At 66.3% G+C, this 16,742-nt stretch carries 16 protein-coding genes and 2 pseudogenes; 15 read left to right on the top strand and 3 right to left on the bottom strand.

Annotated features, from left to right (window positions below):
- Positions 1–155 precede the first annotated feature (155 nt).
- Positions 156–404 (bottom strand): WhiB family transcriptional regulator, encoded by a 249-nt coding sequence (locus AC0QSG_RS04870; protein WP_435726630.1) that lies wholly within the window; start codon positions 402–404, stop codon positions 156–158.
- A gap of 260 nt (positions 405–664) precedes the next feature.
- Between AC0QSG_RS04870 and AC0QSG_RS04865 the strand changes: the two genes are divergently transcribed.
- Positions 665–1,081: a hypothetical protein gene (locus AC0QSG_RS04865; protein WP_475376837.1), complete on the top strand. Its 417-nt coding sequence runs from the start codon at positions 665–667 to the stop codon at positions 1,079–1,081.
- Here the strand turns inward: AC0QSG_RS04865 and AC0QSG_RS04860 are convergent.
- Positions 1,078–4,326 (bottom strand): FtsK/SpoIIIE domain-containing protein, encoded by a 3,249-nt coding sequence (locus tag AC0QSG_RS04860; protein WP_475377275.1) that lies wholly within the window; start codon positions 4,324–4,326, stop codon positions 1,078–1,080. The genes AC0QSG_RS04865 and AC0QSG_RS04860 overlap by 4 nt on opposite strands.
- Before the next feature lie 156 nt (positions 4,327–4,482).
- Positions 4,483–4,689: pseudogene (locus tag AC0QSG_RS04855) on the bottom strand (FHA domain-containing protein); the annotation flags it as partial.
- A 460-nt stretch (positions 4,690–5,149) separates the two neighbouring features.
- On the opposite strand from AC0QSG_RS04855, the gene AC0QSG_RS04850 reads away from it, so the two are divergent.
- From AC0QSG_RS04850 to AC0QSG_RS04785, 14 genes and pseudogenes are all read left to right on the top strand, one after another.
- Positions 5,150–6,376, top strand: a complete 1,227-nt coding sequence (locus AC0QSG_RS04850) for a TadA family conjugal transfer-associated ATPase (protein WP_435726632.1) — start codon at positions 5,150–5,152, stop codon at positions 6,374–6,376.
- Positions 6,373–7,230, top strand: coding sequence for a type II secretion system F family protein (locus AC0QSG_RS04845; protein ID WP_475376836.1), 858 nt, complete (start codon positions 6,373–6,375; stop codon positions 7,228–7,230). The genes AC0QSG_RS04850 and AC0QSG_RS04845 overlap by 4 nt, the downstream gene beginning before the upstream one ends.
- 20 nt (positions 7,231–7,250) lie before the next feature.
- Positions 7,251–8,168, top strand: a complete 918-nt coding sequence (locus AC0QSG_RS04840) for a type II secretion system F family protein (RefSeq protein ID WP_475376835.1) — start codon at positions 7,251–7,253, stop codon at positions 8,166–8,168.
- A 64-nt stretch (positions 8,169–8,232) separates the two neighbouring features.
- Positions 8,233–8,469, top strand: a complete 237-nt coding sequence (locus AC0QSG_RS04835; protein ID WP_475377356.1) for a hypothetical protein — start codon at positions 8,233–8,235, stop codon at positions 8,467–8,469.
- Positions 8,470–8,545: 76 nt separating this feature from the next.
- A complete protein-coding gene (locus tag AC0QSG_RS04830; protein WP_435726635.1) occupies positions 8,546–8,893 on the top strand; it encodes a TadE family protein in 348 nt (115 codons plus the stop codon).
- Positions 8,886–9,317 (top strand): hypothetical protein, encoded by a 432-nt coding sequence (locus AC0QSG_RS04825; protein ID WP_475376834.1) that lies wholly within the window; start codon positions 8,886–8,888, stop codon positions 9,315–9,317. The genes AC0QSG_RS04830 and AC0QSG_RS04825 overlap by 8 nt, the downstream gene beginning before the upstream one ends.
- On the top strand, positions 9,314–9,760 hold the full coding sequence (locus tag AC0QSG_RS04820) for a hypothetical protein (RefSeq protein ID WP_475376833.1): 447 nt from the start codon (positions 9,314–9,316) through the stop codon (positions 9,758–9,760). The genes AC0QSG_RS04825 and AC0QSG_RS04820 overlap by 4 nt, the downstream gene beginning before the upstream one ends.
- Positions 9,761–9,838: 78 nt before the next feature.
- Complete coding sequence (gene prfB / locus AC0QSG_RS04815; protein WP_475376832.1) at positions 9,839–10,960, top strand: peptide chain release factor 2; 1,122 nt, start codon at positions 9,839–9,841, stop codon at positions 10,958–10,960.
- A 366-nt stretch (positions 10,961–11,326) separates the two neighbouring features.
- Positions 11,327–11,673, top strand: a pseudogene (locus AC0QSG_RS04810) (SDR family oxidoreductase); the annotation flags it as partial.
- A 55-nt stretch (positions 11,674–11,728) separates the two neighbouring features.
- Positions 11,729–12,532 carry a CoA transferase subunit A gene (locus AC0QSG_RS04805; RefSeq protein ID WP_475376831.1) on the top strand — a complete coding sequence of 268 codons (804 nt, stop codon included), beginning with the start codon at positions 11,729–11,731 and terminating at the stop codon, positions 12,530–12,532.
- Between the two features lie 2 nt (positions 12,533–12,534).
- Positions 12,535–13,194, top strand: a complete 660-nt coding sequence (locus tag AC0QSG_RS04800; RefSeq protein WP_435726641.1) for a CoA transferase subunit B — start codon at positions 12,535–12,537, stop codon at positions 13,192–13,194.
- A 178-nt stretch (positions 13,195–13,372) separates the two neighbouring features.
- Positions 13,373–14,155 (top strand): cell division ATP-binding protein FtsE, encoded by a 783-nt coding sequence (gene ftsE / locus AC0QSG_RS04795; RefSeq protein WP_475376830.1) that lies wholly within the window; start codon positions 13,373–13,375, stop codon positions 14,153–14,155.
- Entirely contained in the window at positions 14,152–15,066 is a 915-nt protein-coding gene (gene ftsX, locus AC0QSG_RS04790; protein ID WP_475376829.1) for a permease-like cell division protein FtsX, read from the top strand. Before ftsE ends, ftsX begins: the two co-directional genes overlap by 4 nt.
- Positions 15,067–15,158: 92 nt before the next feature.
- Positions 15,159–16,688: a peptidoglycan DD-metalloendopeptidase family protein gene (locus AC0QSG_RS04785; protein ID WP_475376828.1), complete on the top strand. Its 1,530-nt coding sequence runs from the start codon at positions 15,159–15,161 to the stop codon at positions 16,686–16,688.
- Positions 16,689–16,742: the final 54 nt, after the last annotated feature.

Here is a 16,742-nt window from a genome sequence, read left to right as displayed (position 1 = left end):
AGCCAGTCGGCGTTGCGGTGGGCCGGACATACGCGGCGGTGCGCCAGGGCCGTTACCGGCCCGCGCTGTCCGCGGACCCCGCGGGGGACGCACGCTTAAATGCGGCGGGGGGCGAATCCGTGGATTCGGCCCCCGCCCGCAAATTCCGTTCGCCGCTAGCTCGCGCGGCGCGCCCGTGCGGCACGGCGCTTGAGTGCGCGGCGCTCGTCTTCGCTCATGCCGCCCCAGACGCCGGCATCCTGGCCGGACTCGATGGCCCACTGCAGGCACGTGTCGAGCACCGGGCAGCGACGGCAGACGCTCTTGGCCTCTTCGATCTGGAGCAGGGCCGGGCCGGTGTTCCCCACGGGGAAGAACAATTCGGGGTCCTTGTCCAGGCAGGCTGCGCGACTACGCCAATCCATGCTCGTTGATGCTCCTTGAAGTAGGTGTCTGATGGTTGCCCGCATTCCAGGGAATCGAGGGCGTTGGCAGCGTGATGAACGCGTGTGGGCTTCCCGTTTCGCTGCCTAGTAAGGTTTTCATGTTACGTAAACGTAAACAAGGGTAATGAGTTATGAATTCACCTGTTGGCCCTGAGGTATTCGTCACAAGTCCAGTTGTTGCGCATGGGCCCACCGTACTCGGGGAGGTTGGCCGGCCCGGGCTCGGGTAGATTTTCGGTGTGAAGGATGAGCCGAAGAATGCGTTGACCAGACCGCCGTCGATCGCGGTCGTCGCGGCACTGCTGTCCATTGAGGCGTTGGCGGTGCTCGCGGCGGGGGTCGTCTTCGGCAGCGCGTTCGGCCAATCGGGCCCCGTGCCGATGACAGGCCGCATCTTCATGTTGGTTCTGATTCTTGCGGCTGGCGCCGGACTCGTTTGGGTGGCCGTCAACGTCTTCCGTGGCCGCCCCTGGACGCGGGCGGCGGCGCTGGTCTGGCAGGTGTTTCAGGTGATCTTCGCGGTGCCGTTGACGGGCGGCTCCACGAACTGGCTGGGATGGGCGCTGTTGGTGCCGGCCGCGGCCATCATCATCCTGCTCTTCGACCCGCGCGCGACCGCTTTCTTCGGGGATCGGGCCGAACGCGGGACCCACTAGCCACCGCCGTCGGTCGGAAGGAGGGCTTCAGTGGGCATTGCGCATTGCACCGCCCGCGGACTCCCGTCAATCATCACGAAGCCGCGGCCAGGGATGTCGCGTTCCAAGGGCCGTACGCGCCAGCCGAGGAAGTCCGCGTCGGCCGTCGAACGCGGGTTTAGCAACAGTGCCGAGCCGGCCTCGCGGGCCAACGCAGCCAGCGGCAACGCAGAGTAGAGCCGGGACGAGGGCCCCGCGGCCATGACGATCCGCGCCCCACGGGAGTGCCACTCCTCGACGCGGCGACGGTCCGTTTCACTTAGGTCGGTCGCGTCGTCGACCACCACGAGTGCCGGTGGGCCGGATCCGGACGATCCGTCGTCGACCCACGCCGATGCCCCTTCCGGGTTTCCTGCGTTTGCGAAACCGAGAAGTGCGACTTTGCAAGCCGCGCTGGACGCAATCTGGCGCAACGCCGTCGTTTTTCCGCTGCCGGGACGGCCAAGGACGAGCCCTACCGAACCGGGCGCCCAAGCCCAGGGACGGTTGTCTGGACCCGTCAGACCGTGGAGGCCTTCGCGCGGTGTGCCGGCGGGACAACACCCGGCGGTTCCGGGATCGGCGGGGCACGACACCCGGATCGGTAGCGGCATCGAGCGCGACATCGCCATCGCGGGAGAAGGGAGGTCGCCGTCGGGCATCGAGGGGTCCGGGTCGAGCAGTTGCAGCGCCATTCCAGGCGGTGGGATGTCGGGTCCCAAGAGCACCGCCCGTCCCGGCGTGGCTCGAACCCGCCGCAGCCGAGGCCAACCGAGTGTTGTCTCCTGTCCGAGCCCGAAGGGACAGTAGAGGCGGTACTCGGCGAGCGCGAAGAACCGGGACGAGGTCAGATCGCGATCACCCATCACCGCCAGGGACAGCTGTTTTGCGGCGGCGTCGCGTGCCAGAGCGGCCAGACGGTCGTCGAAGTAGCCGGAGACCGCCGCGCCCATCGCCGTCTGCCACGCGGCCAACCCCGTGACGACCAGTATCCGATCGGCGATCCCCGCGGGGGGCGGTTCTTCCAGAATGCCCATCAGCTCCAGGGCGCGGTCCGGCTCGTCTGGACCCACATGTCCCGCCACACGGGGGACGTTGGTCGCCTCCGTGAGCGCAGAAGCACCATCCAGCAGGTAGATATGGCACTCCGGATGCCGCCGGGCGGCTCCGCGCACCAACGACCGGAGCGCGGACACGGCGCCTCCGGCGGGGCCGGACACGATGGCGAGGCGCCGATGGATGGAGGGTTGCCATGCGAGGGGCACGTGTCGCTGCCGTCTGACGTCATCCAGGAGACCAAGCGGCACGGCCGCGTCCGGGCAACAGGCCAGGACCCGTCGAGGAATGCGCGTTAGCTGTTCCGGAAGCGGATCGGAGAACAGCGGAGTGGGACTCTCCGCGAAACCCGATCCCCGGGCGTCGACGATGCCGCGCATGGTTTCCAGTGGGGTTGCGGGGACTCGATCGGGCGCGTCGATGTGCAGTGCCGGCCCGTAGTCGCCGAGCGTCGCCCCGACCGGTGTGACCGTCCAACCGCGCTCCTGAGTACCGACGGAAACCGCATGAAAGACTACTGGATCTCCACCGCCGCATCGCAGGTAGGCCCTGCCGGGCAGGTCGTTGGGGATGCCGGCGGCAGCGGAGGACCCCAGCAGGTCGTTCGAGTCGAACGGACTCATCAGCCGCAGGCAGACGACGGCGTTGATGTTGGCGCGCATCTCCGCCGAGACGACACCCTGTGGCCGCTGTGTGGCAAGCACGAGATGTATGCCCAATGAGCGTCCGACCGCTGCGATCCGCATGAGTTCACCCAGAGCGTCCGGCAGTTCGTCGGTGAGGACACGAAATTCGTCGACTACGACAACCAGACGCGGCATCGGTTCGGCGCCACGGTCGTCCAAACCGCGGTATTGACGGTAATCGGGAGCGCCGACCGAGCCAAGGAGCCGCTCACGGCGCGCAATCTCTGTGCGCAGGCTCTCAAGTGTTCGCTCGGCCGTCTCGACGTGCAGATCGCTGACAAAGGCGTGGCAGTGCGGGAGGTGCCGGAACGCCCCGAGGGTGGCCCCTCCCTTGAAATCGATCAGCATGAGTGCCAGGTCCTTGGGCGCGTACCTACAAGCCAGCCCGAAGGTGAGGGATTTGACTAGCTCCGACTTGCCGGATCCGGTGGTTCCGGCGATCAGCATATGTGGGCCGTCCCGAACGAGATCGAAGTCCACCTCTCCTCGGTGCCCCACGCCCAAGACAGTGCACAGTTCCTCGGCCGAAGACTTTTCCCACGCGTGGTGGGGGAGCGCGAACGGAACGGAGCTCGGCAGCATCACGTCGCCCATGGAAGGTCCGGCGCTATCGGGTTCCCCGACGCTCGCGTCTGCTAACCGCGCTGCGAAAGCGGCCAGGGTCTCGATGCGCATCCGATCCGCGGCGACGTGTCGGTTGCCCGATGCCTCGGAGACGCGTTTTTCCGCCACGGATAAGCTCCAGTGCGCCACGGGGGCCGCGCTCCCGTCATCCATGCACACCATAGCCGGCGTACCTGCCCCGCCTAAGTCCGACGAACATGCATCGAGCCAAGCTGCGTCGGGCGATACTAGGATGACGACCGCAGGTGTCAGCCGCTCCCGTCGCAGGCGCGTGATCTGCGTGGGTGAGTGGAGCATGCGCACGCCGGGCACACGGCGGAGGTCGGAGGGTAGATCCGGTGCCGGACCCTGAATCCAGGTCCCCCAATCCTGATGCGCGGCATGGACCGCCAATTGGGCGACCACTGCTCGCAGCGCGCCGGCGCTCGCCGTCGACGGTCCCTCGATGACGCCGATGTCACCCGGACGGAGTTCGACGATGACGCTTCCATCGGGAACGGTTTCGACCTCGTCCGGGTCGCCCACTACTCCGGGGACGATGTCGGGGCGCACGTCGCCGCGGCCCAACCTCACGGGCAGGGTCGCCATAACGGCACCGTCTCCGGGGGACCCGTGGGAATGGGGTGGGGCTGCCAGTGCCAGGTCGCCGGGCGACGGCGCTGCGCGTTCGAGCTTGGACAAATAGACGGCCGCGGCCGCGCGCAAGCGGCGGGCGTACAGGCGTCTGGACCGCAGCTCGGCGATTGCTGGAATACCGCCCGTCAAGAGTCCGAGCCCGCTGAACGCTAGGAAGTACCAAGAGCCCGTGGCCGCGACCAAGCCGATTCCGACAACGAGCGGGAGGACAGCTCCAACCAGCATGAGCCATGGGCGACCTCCCCGTGACGGGCGTTCAACCGTGGGCTTCGATAGCGGCCAGGCCTCGGGTCTTAGCATGGCTTTGCGGCCGCCCGCTGTCATCAGAAAAGTGGTTGACCCGAGCACAAAGCGATCTCCGTGCGACAATCGCAACTCGGGGACGATTCGGCCGTTGTCGACGGCAGAGTTCCCCTCCGTGCATCGAATCGTGATCGACGTGGCGTCCACGACGAGATCGGCATGGTGCCGTGACAGAGCGGGATCCATAATGCGGATGGCGCACGCACCCCTCCCCACCGAGTAGGTTCCGCGCGGAATGGGGAAGGTTTGTCCGGCATCGGGTCCCTCTGCGGCCGCCAGGATCATCGGCGCCGGTCCGCCTAGAGCCGCCGGCGGGTGCGGGAAAGGCGTAAGCACCAGATGTCCCTCCGCCGGGAGTTCCTCGACGTCCGCCAGGGGAGTTCCCCTGGCGTACAAGTCGGCATGGCCCGCCGCGCGGAGCGTCTCGGCCAAGGCGAACCCCCGCAGACCCGCGGGCCCCTCGACGTCGTACTGGTGGGCCCCGCTATCCGCTGCAGCCACATCCAGAATGCTCACATGCAGTTTCACGTTCCGCCTTTCGCCCGGTCCTGCCCATGAAACTAGCCCGCTAAACGTGGGAGCAGGACCGGACATGACAAGTTGTGGAAACTTTTCTGGTTATCCACACTTGAAGGGACTCCAGTTGTGAATGCGCGCCACCGATCGGTAACCTCGATCGAGGCAGATACATCGGTTCTACTAACCGCAAACGCGTGGACCGCCAATATTCCGGGGAGGCGGACCAATGGACGGGATAGCCATCATTGAGGAGCAGGTCAGAGAGACCATTCGACGGCGGGGACTGGACCCTGCCCGGGCTGTGTCCGATGTGCGGCGGATCGTCGAGGAAGCGGTCCGGGACTACGACGAACGTTCGTCGCTGGGTGTACTTCCACGGCTCGGCCAATTGGAAGAGGCTTCGCGGGTCGTGTACGACGCGGTGGCCGGTTTCGGGCCGTTGCAGCCGCTCCTTGACGATCCCGCGGTCGAGGAGATTTGGATCAACTCACCGACTGAGGTCTATGCCGCCCGTGGCGGTAGTTCGGAACTGACGTCCGTACGGTTGGACGAGTCCCAGGTTCGGATCCTTGTTGAGCGGATGTTGAAGACCTCCGGCCGGCGACTGGACCTTTCGTCGCCGTTTGTGGACGCCGCGCTGCCCGACGGTTCTCGGCTGCACGTGGTCATCCCGGACATCACGCGGGTCCACTGGTCCGTGAATATCCGGAAATTCATTGCGCGGGCATCGAGGCTGGACCACCTCGTGGACCTCGGCTCCCTGACGCGCCATGCGGCGGACTATCTGGGTACTGCTGTCTACGCAGGCATGAACATCCTGGTGTCCGGGGCGACGCAGGCGGGCAAGACCACGCTGCTTAATTGCCTGACCTCGGGCATCGGAAGCAGGGAGCGCGTGATCACGGTGGAGGAGATCTTCGAACTCAAGATTTCCCTGCGCGATGTGGTGGCGCTACAGTGCCGCCAACCGAACCTTGAGGGTGGCGGCGAAATTGACATGCGGCGCCTCGTGAAGGAAGCCCTGCGGATGCGACCAGACCGAATCGTCGTTGGCGAGGTGCGCGAGGCCGAGGCTCTGGACATGTTGATAGCCATGAATGCCGGCCTGCCCGCCATGGCAAGCGTCCACGCCAACAGTGCGCGGGACGCCGTCACCAAGATCTGCACGCTTCCCCTGTTGGCCGGCGAGAACATCTCGTCGCATTTCGTGTTGCCGACCGTCGCGTCCTGCATTGATCTTGTCGTGCACTGCGAACGGTCACCGTCGGGCAAACGGCAGGTGTCCGAAATCCTCAAGCTCGGTCGACGGGTGGAGAACGGCATCATTGAATCCACGGATCTCTTTGTGCGCAGCGGAGACGGCCTCGTCCTCGCCCCCTCGGCTGACTTATCCCACGAGAAGCTTGTGCGGGCCGGCGTGGACATTGCGCGACTAGCGGAGGTTGTGCCATGAGCCTAGTCTTGGGATTGGGCCTGGGCCTGGGCATGTTCCTCGTCTGGTGGTCTTTCTGGACGGAGCCGAGGGCCGTGAAGCGGCGGACGCAGAGCATGGGGCGCCTCGAGGAACTTCTGCTTCGTGCCGGGATGGACAAGGTGGGACCCGGCGGCTTCGTCTCCGCCAGCATCATGTGCGCTGTGACCGTTTTCGTGGTGGTCCTGGTGGCGACCGGCGGGCCGGTGATCGCACTGGTGTTTGGTGCTTTTGGATGTGCCGTGCCCCTGTCGGTGGTGAAATGGAGGGCCGCCAAACGTTCCGCCCTCTTACGGGAACAGTGGCCGGACGTCGTCGACCACCTCCGTTCGGCCATCCGGGCGGGGCTCTCCCTGCCCGAGGCGCTCGCGCAGCTCGGCACGCAGGGGCCCGGGCAACTCAGGCCGGCGTTCCAGGACTTCGCTGCCGACTACCGGGCTACCGGACGGTTCGACGACTCAATCGACCGCCTGCGGAGTCGGTTGGCGGATCCGGTGGCAGATAAGATCATCGCCGCGCTGCGCATCACGCGCGAGGTTGGCGGTTCGGACCTGGGAGAAATGTTGTCCACCCTCGGAAGCTTCCTCCGGGAGAGCGCCAGAACACGCGGGGAGTTGGAAGCGCGGCAGTCGTGGACCGTGAACGCGGCGCGCCTGGCCGTTGCGGCACCGTGGGTGATCCTGCTGCTGCTCTCCTCGCAGCCGGAAGCCGTGAGAGCCTACTCAACATTCTCCGGTGCCATGGTTCTGCTGATCGGGTTCGGCGTCTCGGTTGTCTGCTACAGGGTCATGTTGCGAATCGGAACCCTGCCGCAAGAGGAAAGGGTGATCGCGTGAGTGGGACAACCGCCTGGTCGGTGGCACTGGGGATCGGCGTCGGCTGCGGCTTGTGGGTGGCATTCGTGCGGCTTCCGGTCATGCGGCAGCTTAGCTTCGCCGACAGGTTAGCACCGCAGCTGCGGCCCGGCGTGGCAGCGCGGAGACCGGGAGCTGGCGCTCCCACGTCCCTTTCGCCCTTTGGGCCCCTCGGCCGGATATTTGAACCGGTTCTCAATGACGTGATCGCAAGCATCAACCGTCTCAACCCATTGGGCGACGCCCTAGAACGGCGACTAAAGAAAGCGGGACTGTCCCTCAGCGTCGCGGACTTCAGGGCGTCCCAACTGCTATGGGCAGGGGTCGCACTCATTCTGGCCGGTTTGTTCATTGTGGCCTCGGCCATCGGGGGGAACTTCAATGGGTTCCTCGCGCTGGTTCTGTTATTCGGTTCCACACTCTGCGGCTTTGTGCTGCGGGATTGGTACTTGGGCGAGCAGGTGCAAAAACGGGGCAGGCGGATTCTCGGTCAATTCCCGGCAGTAGCCGACCTCATGGCGCTGGCCATAGGTGCAGGAGAAAGCACGGTGGGGGCGCTGGAACGCATCGGCCGCACGTCGCGCGGAGACCTCTCCGGCGAGTTCAGGTTGACGCTCGCCGAGGTCCGAGCGGGGAGCGCGCTCGTCGTCGCGCTGCGCAATATGGCCGACCGCATCGATTTGGTGGCCATGACGCGCTTCGTAGACGCCATCGTGGTCGCATCGGAACGCGGAACACCACTGGCGCAGGTGGTCCGTGCGCAGGCACAGGACGTGCGGGACGCGGCGAAACGGGAGCTGATGGAAACAGCAGGGCGGAAGGAAATCGGCATGATGGTTCCCGTCGTCTTCGGGATCCTACCGCTGACCATCGTCTTTGCGGTCTACCCCGGGCTTTCCCTGATCGACATGAACTACTAGGCGACACAATCGCCCCTCCACCCATCCGGACCGACTCGTCATATCAACCAAGAGGGAGCACGACATGAACAAGCACACACAGGCACTGGCAGCACTAGCCGTCACGGCCTCACTCCTGTGGCTGGGCCGTATGGAAGACGCGGTTCATGGCATCAGGAGGGATCAGCGCGGCGACGTTCCCGGCTGGGTGATGATCACCCTGATGTCAGCCGTTCTCGTCGCGGCGCTCCTGGCCATTGCAGGACCGCGTCTCGGCGAACTGTTCAACCAGGCCATCAATCGGGTGTCCGGTCTCGGCTGATTCCGCAACCGTGCCTTCCCGAATCGCAGCACCGCCTGCGTCCGTCTGTCCCGCAGGAGGGCAATCGGGCTCGGCCGTGGCCGAATTCGTCATGGTCACCGCCCTCCTCACCGCCGTCTTCATCTCGGTGCTTCAGCTGGCGCTGGTTCTGCATGTGCGGAACACGTTGCTCGATGCGGCGGCAACGGGTGCGAGGTACGGCACGCTCGCGGACCGTAGCCCCGCCGAGGGAGCCGAACGGACGCGCGGCATCATTGCTCAGAGCCTGAGTCCGCGCTTCGCGGATGGCGTCTCGTTCGAGTCGACGACCATCGGCGGCAACGCGGCCGTGAGGGTCACGGTCGCAACGGGTTTTCCGCTGATGGGGTTCCTTCCGATCGCCGGCGAACTTCGCGTTCACGGAGAGGCCGTCCGGTATGGATGAGACGTCGACTGGTCTTGCCGCGGGGGAACGGGGCTCCGCGATCGTGGAATTCGTGTTCCTCGGGGTGCTCCTGCTCATCCCGATCGTCTATTTCGTCATCACCGCATCTCAACTCCAGGCGGCGTCCTATGCCGCGGTCGGAGCGGCGGACCATGCCGCCAAGGTGTTTGTCGGCGCGGCGACCGAATCGGAAGGTGCGGCCAAAGCGAACGACGCCGCGGGACGTGCCGTTGCGAACATGGGGATCGACGGCGGGGCGGCCTCGCTGAACTACAGTTGCTCCGGCCCATGCCTGCAGTCAGGGACCACGGTCACGGTGAGCGTCAAGGTGGAACTGGCGCTCCCGTTCCTGCCGCCGGGTTTGGACGCCCGGGTGGGTTCCGCCTCTTCGACATCAACGCATCGGGTGGACCGGTTCGGATGAGTCTACGCAACGCCGCCTACGAGGAGGGGCAGACGATCATCCTGGTCATCGGTTACGTGGTGATCGCCCTCCTTGCCGTCAGCGCGACACTCGCCGCCACGCTGGTCAACACGGAAGCGCGGCGGTTGCTGAGCGTGGCGGATGGGGCCGTCGCGGCGGCCGCCGATAGCTACTCGGTGTCTGGGGCAAAAGGACGGAACGGCGTGGGGCTCGCGCTGACCGACGGGGCCGTCCGTGGAGACGTCTCCGGATACCTCTCGGACACCGGTGCCGCCGCACGCTTCGACGGCCTGGGCGTCGTGGCCGCGGGGGCCACGGGTGACGGAACCACGGCGTACGTGCGTCTGCGGGCGACTGTGCGTCCGCCGATCGTGGGATGGTTCGTTCCGGCCGGCATCCCCATCCATGTGGAGAGCAACGCCCGGACCATCCTGACCCGCTAATCCCTCCGTCCCGGGCGGTGCCGGTTCGGTCGCGACGGGAGGGACTCCGGCAACCCGATGCCGTAGGCTGGAGCCACCATGGCTGCAACTGACTTCACCGCGGAAATCCGCGCCCTCCGGACCACCTACGCCTCGATCGAAGCCGTCACCGACGTCGAACGCATCCGGGCCGACATCGCCGAATTGTCGGAACAGGCAGGCGTTCCGGATCTGTGGGACGACCCGGCATCGGCGCAGAAAATCACCTCCAAGCTGTCGCACCGCCAGACCGAGCTCGAGCGCCTCAACAAGCTCGCCGAACGCATCGACGACCTCGAAGTCATGGTCCAGCTGGCGGAGGAGGAAGACGACGCCGACACGCTCGCCGAGGCGGAAAAGGAACTTCCCTCCCTGCACAAGGCGCTCGCCGACCTCGAGGTCGTCACGCTGCTGTCCGGAGAATACGACGAACGCTCGGCCGTGGTCACCATCCGCTCCGGCGCCGGCGGGGTCGACGCCGCCGACTTCGCCGAGATGCTGATGCGCATGTACCTGCGCTGGGCCGAACGCAAGGGCCACCCGACGACCATCATGGACACGTCCTACGCCGAGGAGGCCGGACTGAAGTCCGCCACCTTCGAGGTCAACGCCCCCTACGCCTTCGGCACGCTCTCGGTCGAGGCAGGCACCCACCGCCTAGTCCGCATCAGCCCCTTCGACAACCAGGGGCGCCGCCAGACGTCGTTCGCGGCCGTGGAGGTCATCCCGCTCATCGAGCAGACCGACACCGTGGAGATCCCCGACAACGAGATCCGCGTCGACGTGTTCCGCTCCTCGGGACCGGGCGGGCAGTCCGTCAACACCACGGACTCCGCTGTCCGCATGACGCACATCCCCACGGGGATCGTGGTCTCGATGCAAAACGAGAAGTCCCAGCTCCAGAACCGCGCCGCCGCGCTCCGCGTCCTCCAGTCGCGGCTGTTGCTGGTCCAGAAGGAACAGCAAGACGCCGAGAAGAAGGCGCTCGCCGGCGACGTGAAGGCGTCCTGGGGGGACCAAATGCGCTCCTATGTCCTGAACCCTTACCAGATGGTCAAGGACCTTCGCACGGAACACGAGGTCGGCAACACCTCGGCCGTGCTCGACGGGGAGATCGACGACTTCATCGACGCCGGCATCCGCTGGCGGGCCAACAACCGCAACGCGGCCGCCGACGCCTAACCGCCCATGGCCAACCCGCGGGCGCCCGATTAGCGGACATCCAACACGCCGGGTCGGCATTGATGTGCGCGCACGAACGACGCGTTGACAAGTGGTGATGGGCGCCATACGTTTTTCGTAGCCTGGATCACCTTTCAGGCCGTGTTCCCCCGGAGGGCGTTTCCGCCAACGGTGCGTGCCTGCCCGCAGCGAAAGGCGTGCCATCGCGATGTCCGTCCCGAGAAAGCACCAAGGTCCGCGTCCCCGCGCACTCTCAAGGTTGAGACCATGACCGAGGCAGGGACCGTCGGCGAATTGACTGGACGGCGCGTGTTGGTCACGGGCGGGGCCAGCGGAATCGGGGAAGCATGCGTGCGGGAGTTCGCGGGCCTCGGCGCCTCCGTGAGGGTGGCGGACCTGAACGGCGACGACGGGCTCGAGGGCCTTTCCAAGGTCACGGCCCTCGAGGGGGGCGACGCGGCGTCACCAGCAACTGCATCAGTCCGGCCCATGTGCGCACGCAGCTGGTCGAGCGCCAGATCTCGGACCAGGCCACGGCACACGGGATTGCCGAATCGGAGGTCGTGGCCCAGATGATGCTGACCGAAAGCGCGGTCAAGCGCCTCGTCGAGCCGGAGGAGGTGGCCTCACTCGCGGCGTGGCTGGCCTCGCCGCGGGCCGGAATGGTCACCGGAGCCTCCTACACGATGGACGGCGGATGGACCGCGCGGTGACCCGGGCACGGTCCGCGGGCATGGAACCAGGCAGCTAGCGAAGGAGGCCACCGACGTGGCAATTGACAAGGAGTACGCGAGTGCGGCGGAGGCGGTCGCGGACATACCCGACGGCGCGTCGCTGGCAGTGGGTGGATTCGGCCTCTCGGGCAACCCGATCCAGCTGATAGAGGCCCTGCTGGAGCAGGGGGCCGGCGACCTGTCGGTGGTGTCCAACAACTGCGGCGTCGACGGCTGGGGGTTGGGGGTGTTGCTGGACGCCGGACGGATCCGGAAGATGACGTCCTCCTATGTCGGGGAGAACAAGGAGTTCGCGCGCCGGTACCTGACGGGCGAGCTGGAGCTGGAGCTCACGCCGCAGGGCACGCTGGCCGAAAAGCTCCGCGCCGGCGGCTCGGGCATCGCGGCGTTCTTCACCCGGGCCGGGGTCGGGACGCAGGTCGCCGAGGGTGGCCTGCCGCAACGCTACGACGCCGACGGCAACGTCGCGCAGGCGTCGGAGCCCAAGGAGGTGCGTGCGTTCGCCCCCGGCGGAGTGCCGGGCGAATACGTGCTGGAGGAGGCCATCGCGACCGACTACTCGCTGGTCCACGCCCTGCGAGGGGACCGCCACGGGAATCTGGTGTTCAACAAGGCGGCCCGGCAGTTCTCGCCGCCCGCCGCGATGGCGGGACGCGTCTGCATCGCCCAGGTCGAGGAACTCGTGGAGCCCGGGGAGCTCGATCCCGACCAGGTCCACCTGCCGGGGGTGTTCGTCCACCGCATCGTGGAGGTCGGGCCGGACATCGAAAAGCGCATCGAGAAACGCACGGTCGCGCCGACCTCGTCCGGCGGCGACGCCAACGGGAAGGGGGCCTGACCATGGGATTGAGTCGTGAGCAGATGGCGGCCCGCGCCGCGCAGGAGCTCGGCGACGGGGACTACGTGAACCTGGGCATCGGCCTTCCGACGCTGGTGCCCAACTACGTTCCCGCGGACCGAACGGTGGTCCTCCAATCCGAGAACGGCATCCTCGGCGTCGGTCCGTACCCCACCGAGGAGAATGTGGATCCGGATCTGATCAATGCGGGCAAGGAGACCGTGACGGTCAACCCCGGGGCATCGTTCTTCGACTCCGCCACGAGCTTCGCCATGATCCGCGGCGGAAAGATCGACGCGGCCATCCTCGGTGCCATGCAGGTTTCCGCGGCCGGAGACCTGGCGAACTGGATGATCCCCGGGAAGATGGTCAAGGGGCCGGGCGGCGCGATGGACCTGGTCCACGGGGCCAGGCGGTTGATTGTGCTGATGGAGCACACGGCCAAGGACGGGACGCCGAAAATCGTGAACGAATGCTCCCTTCCGCTGACGGGAAGGGCCGTGGTCCACCGCATCATCACGGACCTCGCGGTCATCGACGTGACGCCGGAGGGACTGGTGCTGGTCGAAACCGCGCCCGGGATCAGCGTCGAGGAGGTGCGGGCGGCGACGGAACCGGAGCTGCGCATGCCCGACGGCGAGGTCGGAACCGTCGAAGCGTAGGCGTTCCCGGGCACCGGGGGAGCGGCGCGTGCGGGGGGCGACACACCGCTGCATCGCGGGCGTCCGCGTCCGGGGCGGCGGCTGGCATTAGAGTGCTAGTGCCGGTGCCGCAACTTCCCCCAGCAAAAGCCCCGCATCCATGGCCGTTGAACCGGTGGTCCGTGTGGGCAGAACCGACATGATCAGATTTGAGCACGTCACGAAGGTCTACGACCAGACGTCGCGTCCGGCCTTGGACGACATAGACATCGAGATCAACCGTGGCGACTTCGCCTTCCTGGTCGGCGCCTCCGGCTCCGGCAAATCGACGTTTATCCGGCTGATTCTCCGCGAGGACACGTCCTCGCGTGGTTCCGTGCACGTCGCCGGGAAGAACGTCGCGCGCATCCCCTCCTGGCGAGTCCCGCGCCTGCGGCGGGGCATCGGCGTCGTGTTCCAGGACTTCCGCCTCCTGCCGAACAAGGACGTGTTCGGCAACGTCGCCTTCGCCATGCAGGTGATCGGCAAGAGCCGTGCGATGATCCGCGAGACCGTCCCCGAGGTCCTGAAGACCGTGGGCCTGGAGGGCAAGGAAAAGCGCATGCCCCACGAACTCTCCGGCGGGGAGCAGCAGCGCGTCGCAATCGCCCGCGCGATCGTCAACCGGCCCGGGATCCTCCTGGCGGACGAGCCCACGGGCAACCTCGACCCCGCGACAAGCGTGGGGATCATGAACGTCCTGGACCGCGTCAACCAGAACGGCACGACGGTGGTCATGGCAACGCACGACGACGACATCGTCAACTCCATGCGGCGCCGGGTCATCGAACTCTCCGATGGACGGATCGTACGCGACGAGGCCGTCGGCGAGTACACGGCCATGATTCCCGTGGTCAAGTCCGACGGTTCCCGCGAGCTCCGCATCGCGGACCCCAACGACCAGGCGATCGCCCCCTTCGACCCGGAGGATTCCGACGCATGAGACTTGCATTCATCCTCGGGGAGATCGGCTCCGGCCTGCGCCGCAACCTGTCCATGGTCGTCTCCGTCGTCCTCGTGACGTTCATTTCGCTGACGTTCGTCGGGGGCGCCGCCCTGTTGCAGCTGCAGATCAACCAGATGAAGGGCTTCTGGTACGACAAGGTCCAGGTTGCCGTCTTCCTCTGCGGTGAGAACTACGGAACGCAGACCTGCGCGGACGGGGCCGTCACCGATGCACAGCGCGACGACATCAAGGCCATGATGGATTCCGCCGCCGTCACGCCCTACATCGAAAGCTACGAATACGAGTCCAGGGAACGGGCCTTGGGCCACTTCCAGGACCAGTTCAGGAACTCGCCCATCGTCGACTCGGTAACGGCGGACCAGCTGCCCGAATCCTTCCGCGTGCGCCTGGTGGACCCGGAGAAGTACGAGGTCATCAACGAACTCTTCTCATCGATGGAGGGCGTGGACGTCGTGGTGGACCAGCGCGAGCTCCTCGAGAGGATCTTTTCGATCATGAACATCGCGTCCCTTGTCGCCGTGGGGATCGCGGGCGTCATGATTGTCTGCGCGGTGTTGCTGATCGCGACGACCATCCGCCTTTCGGCCTTCAGCCGTCGACGGGAAACCGGGATCATGCGCCTGGTCGGCGCATCCAAGCTGGTGATCCAACTGCCCTTCGTGCTGGAGGGTGTTATCGCCGCGTTGATCGGGGCGGTCCTTGCCTCGGGATCGCTGTGGGCCGTGGCACACTTCCTCATGGACGGGAGGCTGGCCAACGAATATCCTGACACGGCGTTCATTTCCACCGGTGAGGTGTTGCTGGTGACACCCGTGTTGCTGGTGTTAGGCGCGGTACTCGCTGCTGTATCGTCGATGCTAACCTTAAGGCGCTACCTTAAGGTCTAGTTCGCTCCCTGTTTTAATAGGCCTCCGCTCCCCCGTGGAGGTAGGCAACGAAAGGACGCCCCTTGGCGGATCGCCCCCGGTGCACTATGCCCATGACCGCCCTGAGCGGTGCCCTGGCGGCCGTGTTGGTCCTTTCCCTTGCCACGGGGGCGCACGCCGACGAGCTCAACGACCAGAAGCGCGACATCGAAAACAGCATCGACGGGCTTGAGACCGACCTCGAGTTCCTCAATGAGGACATCCAGAAGGTTGCCCGCGAGCTGAAGGGTTACCAGGCGCAGCTGCCGGCGGCCCAGCAGGCCCTCTCCGACGCGCAGGGACGGGTGCAGTCCGCCACGGACGAGGTCAACGCACTGTCCCAGCGCGTCCAGGTGGCCCAGGAGACGCGGGACGAGATCGCCCGCCAGATAGAAAACGACGCCGCGAAGCTGGAGGACACCCGAAAGCTGATCGGACAGATCGCCACGCAGGCCTACAAGCGCGGCGGGGTCTCAAGCAACCTCAGCCTGATGATGGACGCGGGCGCGGACGGAAACCTGGCAACCGGGATGGATCTTGCGGACCAGGCGCTGCGCAGCCAGAATGCCGTGCTGGACGAACTGAGCCAGCAGCACGCGACAGACCGCAATTCCCAGGCGCGCCTCGCTGCCGTCGAGGAAGAGATCCGCGGGTTGAAGGTCAAGGCCGATGCCGCGCTGGTCCGCGAACAGGGCGCCCGCGAAGAGGCGGAGGCCAGCAAGCGCAAGGTCGATGGGCTGATCGGGAAGGCCGAGGCGCTCAGTGCGGAGCTGACCGAAAAGCGTCCACAGATCAAGGCGCAGATCCAGGCCCAGGAGGCCGAACACGCCTCCGTGCTTTCGGATATCAAGGAACGTCAAGAGCGACTGATCCGTGAGGCTGCGGAGAAGAAGAAGCGAGAAGAGGCCGCCGCCGCCGCACGCAAGAAGGCCGCGGAAGCCGAGGCCCGAAAGCAGGCCGCGCTGGCGCGCGAACGTGCGGCCGAGGCCCGAGAGCGTGCGGCCGAGGCCGCCGAGGCCCGTCGGGCGAATGCGCGGGACGCGGCAGCCAAGCAGGCGGCCGCGGATGCCGCGGCCACGGCGTCCGCCCGCAAGGCGCGCCAGGCGCGCGATGCCCGAAACGCTGCGTCGTCGTCGAGCTCATCCTCGTCGGGTTCGTCGTCCTCGGGCAGCTCCAGTAGCGCATGGGGCCTGCGGATCCCAGCGTCCGGAGGCTACATCACCTCGGGCTTCGGATGGCGTCCGACGCCGGCCGGAACGGTCGATTACGGAGGCATGGGCGGCTACGTCCACGCCGGCGTTGACTGGGGCTTCGGTGGCGCCTGTGGGGCACCCATCCACGCCGCCGCCTCCGGAGAGGTCTGGTACGCGCAGCGTTCCGGGAGCTCCGGGAACAAGGTCACCGTCAGCCACGGGGTGGTCAACGGCCACGCCTTGGCCACCAACTACCATCACATGTCCTACTACACGGTGTCCGCCGGGCAGAACGTCAGCAAAGGCCAGGTCATCGGCTACGTGGGGACGACGGGCAACTCGACCGGCTGCCACCTGCACTTCGAAACCATTCTGGACGGCAGCGCAGTCAACCCCATGGGCCTGCTGTAGCGTAGGATTGATCTTCCGCCATTGGGCGGAACCAATCACCGTTGCCAGAGGAGG

The sequence above is a fragment of the Arthrobacter sp. LT660 genome (assembly GCF_056172845.1).
This window is presented reverse-complemented; position numbering and strand designations above follow the sequence as displayed.